This window comes from Pseudomonas sp., assembly GCF_026224925.1.
In the GTDB taxonomy this organism is placed as follows: Bacteria; Pseudomonadota; Gammaproteobacteria; order Pseudomonadales; family Pseudomonadaceae; genus Aquipseudomonas.
Window position 1 is genome coordinate 1 of record NZ_JAMFRV010000786.1, and the last position, 4,863, is coordinate 4,863.

Below are 4,863 nucleotides of genomic sequence, written 5' to 3' on the forward strand. Positions count from 1 at the left end.
AAGCAGTTTGGCGACGAGTACCGCCAGCAAGCCTTTGCAAAGGTCGCCGATGAGGGTGATAACGGCGAGCTTTTTACCTGCCAGGCGCAACATGTTGGTCGCGCCGGCATTTCCTGATCCACTGGCGCGCGGGTCTGGGCTGCCGGTGAGTCGGCTGAGCCAGATGGCGAAGGACAGTGAGCCAAGCAGGTAGGCGAGGATCGCCAGTAACCAGAACATGCTAACCACTCCGGGCGAGTTTGCCCTGATTCTAACGGCGCTTTGCGCCCTTGTCGTGCAGCGGAGAACAGTGCTTGGACAGAGTTTTTATCGAGGGTCTGGAAGTCGATACGGTCATCGGCGCCTACGATTGGGAGCGTGGCATTCGCCAATGCCTGCGTCTCGACCTGAGCTTTGCCTGGGACAATCGGCTTGCGGCGGCGGGTGATGACCTGACCAAGGCGCTTGATTACGCCAGTGTATCGGCTCGAATCCAGGCGTTCGCCGAGCAGGCGCAATTTCAGTTGGTGGAGACGTTCGCGGAGCGTCTGGCTGAAGTCCTGATGAGTGAGTTCCAGATTCCGTGGATGCACCTCAAACTGACCAAGCCAGGCGCCGTTGCGGCGGCTTCCGGTGTGGGCGTGGAGATCGAGCGCGGATGCCGCTAACTCAGATATTTCTCGGCCTCGGCAGCAACATCGAGCGCGAAAAGCACCTGCACGCAGGGCTTGAAGCGCTCGATAGTTTTTTGCAGGGGATGACCTGTTCGCCGGTGTTCGAAAGCCAGCCGGTGGGGATCAAAAGCGGGCCGTTTTTCAACCTGGTGGTGACGGCGTTTACTGATCTGCCACTGATGGAATTGGACCGCCGTCTGAAGTTTATCGAGGCTGACAACGGTCGCTACGCTCCTGAGCGCAAGGGCTTGCCGCTGGACATCGACGTGCTGCTGTTTGGCGAGCAGGTGGGTAATTTCGACGGGTTGATTCTGCCCCGTGCGGAGATTCTTAAGAATGCATTTGTGCTGTGGCCGCTGTCGCTGATAGCGCCGGAACGGGTGCATCCGGGTGTGAACAAGACGTTTGAGATATTGTGGCGGGAGCAGCAAATTGATCAGGTGTTGGCGCCGGTATCGTTTGAATGGCGTGGGCAGCAGCTGACGCCTTGATCTACCGAGGTTAACCTTTCCCGAATGAATTCGGTCCTACAGACAAGTATGCAATCCCCCTGTGGGAGCAAATTTGTTCGCGAAGAGCGCGGCGGCGCGGTCCATCACGTTAACCGAGCCGGTTGTCCTTATAGGCTTTGACTGCCTTCAGGCGTTCGCGCTTTAGCGCTTCACCCAGCTCTGGCCCTTCAAAACCCTGGTCGCGCAACGCCTGCACCGCGACAGTTCGTGCAGCCTGCGCTGCGCCGCGCAGGTAATCAGCTTGTGGATAACTGCGCTGTTCGAATCCCAGCCGACCCCGTGCGTCCATCTCGCAAGCAGCGATGAATTCCTCAAAGCGCTGGGGTCGTCGGTAGATGTCGAAGCTTTGCAGCAGCTCAAATAAGGTTGAAGCTTTTAGCTCCAGCGCTCGGTGACCATGGGTGTGGTATTGCCCCACCAGCATCGCCAGTTCCTGACAATCTCGCGGAACCTTGAAGCGTGCATTCACTTCTTTGATAAGGCGCAGGCCAGTGTGTTCGTGGGCGATGTGCCGCGGCCATTCCTCTTCCGGTGTCAGCCCTTTGCCCAGATCGTGCAGCAGGCAAGCCCAGCGCACGCTCAATGGCTGTTGATGAAGGGCGGCCTGTTCCAGGACGCTCAAGACATGTTCGCCGGTATCGATTTCTGGGTGGTGGGCGGCAGGTTGTGGCACGCCGAACAGCGCGTCGACCTCGGGAAAAAGAACCCGTAGCGCCCCGCATTCACGCAATACACGAATAAAGACCTGTGGCTGGTTTTCCATCAGCGCGCGGGAGATTTCTTTCCAGCTGCGCTCTGCTGTCAGCGCCTGAAGTTCGCCTGATTCGCTGAGCTGTTGCATCAACGACAACGTCTCGGGTGCAATGGAAAAACCATCGGGGGCATAACGGGCGGCGAAGCGCGCAACACGCAGCACCCGCAGTGGATCTTCGGCAAACGCCGGAGAAACGTGACGCAAAATGCGCGCTTTAAGGTCTTTTTGGCCGTTATAAGGATCGGTTAGGTTGCCTTGGTCGTCCTCTGCAATCGCATTGATTGTCAGGTCGCGGCGAATCAAATCTTCTTCCAGGGTAACGTCGGGGCTCGCGTGGAAAGTGAAGCCGCCGTAGCCAATGCCGCTCTTGCGTTCAGTGCGGGCGAGGGCGTATTCCTCGCCCGTTTTAGGGTGCAGAAACACCGGAAAATCCGCGCCAACCGGTCGGAATCCGTCTTTAATCATCTCGTCGGCAGTGGCACCCACCACGACCCAATCAATGTCGGCGACCACTTTGCCGAGAAGGCGGTCACGCACCGCACCGCCGACTTTATAAATCTGCATAAAAAACCTCCGTAAGCGCGACAGGATAACCTTTGCGTCGTACTTGCGGAGGTAAAACCTAAACGATGATTCTGTTTGAAACGATCCTAAGGGCTATAGGTGTATGACCGCCAAATCGAGCCGGGGATATTCACTGTCAGCGTGATCGCCTCTCGGTGGGACATGGTGGGTTTTCATGACCTGATCGCCTTGTAGGGTTTCCAGATGGATATCGAAGCCCCACAAGCGGTGCAGGTGTTTTAGGACTTCATCAGTAGACTCGCCCAGCGGTTTACGGTCGTGCTGTTGATGACGCAGGGTCAGCGAGCGGTCGCCCCGTCGATCGATGCTGTAAATCTGGATGTTGGGCTCGCGATTACCCAAGTTGTATTGGGCGGCCAGCGTTTCGCGAATTATCTTATAGCCGGGCTCGTCATGGATGGCCGGGACCAGTAAGTCGTCCTTCTGATCGTCGTCCATGATGCTAAACAGCTTGAGGTCTCGAATGACTTTGGGCGACAGGTATTGCAAGATGAAACTCTCATCCTTAAAGCTGCTCATGGCGAACTTGATGGTGGCCAGCCAATCGCTTCCGGCAATGTCTGGGAACCAGAACCGATCTTCGTCAGTGGGGTGCTCGCAAATGCGACGGATATCCCGGTACATGGCGAAACCCAGTGTGTAGGGATTGATGCCGCTGTAATGCGGACTGTCAAAACCGGGTTGGTAAACGACACTGGTGTGTGATGTTAGAAACTCCATCATGAAGCCGTCAGTCACCAGGCCTTCATCGTAGAGGTCGTTCATCAGCGTGTAGTGCCAGAACGTCGCCCAGCCTTCGTTCATGACTTGCGTCTGACGTTGCGGGTAGAAGTATTGCGCAATCTTGCGCACGATTCGCACTACTTCACGCTGCCAGGGCTCCAACAACGGCGCGTGCTTTTCGATGAAATAAAGGATGTTTTCCTGAGGTTCGGCGGGGAAGCGAGCATTATCCTTCTCACTATTTTTATCCGCGCTTTTCGGAATGGTGCGCCACAGATCATTGATCTGCTTCTGCAAATGTTCTTCGCGGTCTTTCTGCCGACGGCGTTCTTCCTCTGCCGAGATCGGATACGGACGCTTGTAACGGTCGACGCCGTAATTCATCAGCGCGTGACAAGAGTCGAGCAAGTCTTCCACGGCGTCGATGCCGTGACGTTCCTCGCATTGCATGATGTACTGCTTGGCGAATACTAGGTAATCGATGATCGAGCTGGCGTCAGTCCAGGTGCGAAACAGGTAATTGCCCTTGAAGAAGCTGTTGTGGCCGTAACAGGCATGCGCCACCACCAACGCTTGCATGCAGATGGTGTTCTCTTCCATCAGGTACGCGATGCAGGGGTCGGAGTTAATGACGATTTCATACGCCAGACCCATCTGGCCTCGGCTGTAGGACTTCTCGGTACTGAGGAAGTGTTTGCCGTAGGACCAATGGTGATAACCCAGCGGCATGCCAACAGACGCATAAGCGTCCATCATTTGCTCGGCCGTGATCACTTCAATCTGGTTGGGGTAAGTGTCCAGTGCGTAACGTTCGGCGATACGGCTGATTTCCCGGTCGTAGGCCTGGATCAGGTCGAACGTCCACTCTGAACCCGTGGACAGCGGTTGACGCTTCTGCTCTCTAGCGGTCATGTCACTAACCTGCGCTGGAAGAGTTCTCGGAATACCGGATAGATATCACCGGCAGATACCAGCTGCTGCTGGGCAAATGTGTCGGGAAATGCGTCGTTGATGCGTTCGTATTCGAACCACAGCGCCTGATGCTCGCGTGGGGTAATTTCCACGTAAGTGTAGTACTGCACGAAGGGCATGATCTGCTTGACCAAAATCTCGCGGCAGATCGGTGAGTCGTCGTTCCAGTTGTCGCCGTCGGAAGCCTGGGCCGCGTAAATGTTCCACTCGTTGGTTGGGTAGCGCTCCGCCATGATTTCCTGCATCAGTTTCAGTGCGCTAGAAACGATGGTGCCGCCGGTTTCCCGTGAGTAAAAAAATTCTTCCTCGTCTACTTCTCGGGCGCTGGTGTGGTGGCGGATGAACACGACCTCGATCTTGTCGTAGTTACGCTTGAGGAACAGGTACAGCAGGATGAAAAATCGTTTGGCGATGTCTTTGGTCGCTTGGGTCATCGACCCGGAGACGTCCATCAAGCAGAACATGACCGCCTTGGAGCTGGGGCTGGGTTGTTTGACCAGCAGGTTGTATTTGAGGTCGAAAGTGTCCAGATACGGCACGCGGTGGATGCGGGATTTGAGGCGTTCTATCTCGGCTTCCAAGTCGTGAATATCGCCGAAGTTATCCGGCTCTTCACGCTTCATGCGCTCTAGTTCGGTGATCGAATCCCGTAGTTTTGCTCGGC

Annotated in this window: 6 protein-coding genes; 2 read left to right on the top strand and 4 right to left on the bottom strand. The window is 55.9% G+C overall.

Features of this window, described 5'->3' with window-relative positions; translation table 11 throughout:
• Nucleotides 1–219 (bottom strand): glycerol-3-phosphate acyltransferase (locus tag M0974_RS33005; protein WP_297846496.1); only part of this gene is annotated, 219 nt, incomplete at its 3' end.
• Nucleotides 220–293: 74 nt separating this feature from the next.
• On the opposite strand from M0974_RS33005, the gene folB reads away from it, so the two are divergent.
• Together folB and folK are read left to right on the top strand one after the other, a co-directional pair.
• Complete coding sequence (gene folB / locus M0974_RS33010) at nt 294–647, top strand: dihydroneopterin aldolase (RefSeq protein WP_297846497.1); 354 nt, start codon at nt 294–296, stop codon at nt 645–647.
• Nucleotides 638–1,144, top strand: a complete 507-nt coding sequence (gene folK, locus M0974_RS33015) for a 2-amino-4-hydroxy-6-hydroxymethyldihydropteridine diphosphokinase (RefSeq protein WP_297846498.1) — start codon at nt 638–640, stop codon at nt 1,142–1,144. Before folB ends, folK begins: the two co-directional genes overlap by 10 nt.
• 109 nt (nt 1,145–1,253) lie before the next feature.
• Here the strand turns inward: folK and M0974_RS33020 are convergent, their stop codons facing one another.
• From M0974_RS33020 to M0974_RS33030, 3 genes are all read right to left on the bottom strand, one after another.
• The gene (locus tag M0974_RS33020) at nt 1,254–2,483 is read right to left on the bottom strand and encodes a multifunctional CCA addition/repair protein (RefSeq protein WP_297846500.1); all 1,230 of its coding nucleotides are present in this window, start codon (nt 2,481–2,483) and stop codon (nt 1,254–1,256) included.
• 93 nt (nt 2,484–2,576) lie between these two features.
• Nucleotides 2,577–4,139, bottom strand: a complete 1,563-nt coding sequence (locus M0974_RS33025; RefSeq protein WP_297846502.1) for a SpoVR family protein — start codon at nt 4,137–4,139, stop codon at nt 2,577–2,579.
• Nucleotides 4,136–4,863: YeaH/YhbH family protein (locus M0974_RS33030; protein ID WP_297846504.1), on the bottom strand; the 728-nt coding region annotated here is incomplete at its 5' end. The genes M0974_RS33030 and M0974_RS33025, both read right to left, overlap by 4 nt.

Excerpts from the sequence above, each read along its gene's own strand:
- folK (WP_297846498.1), top strand. The coding sequence starts at position 638 with ATGCCGCTAACTCAGATATTTCTCGGCCTCGGCAGCAACATCGAGCGC.
- M0974_RS33020 (WP_297846500.1), bottom strand. The coding sequence starts at position 2,483 with ATGCAGATTTATAAAGTCGGCGGTGCGGTGCGTGACCGCCTTCTCGGC.
- M0974_RS33025 (WP_297846502.1), bottom strand. The coding sequence starts at position 4,139 with ATGACCGCTAGAGAGCAGAAGCGTCAACCGCTGTCCACGGGTTCAGAG.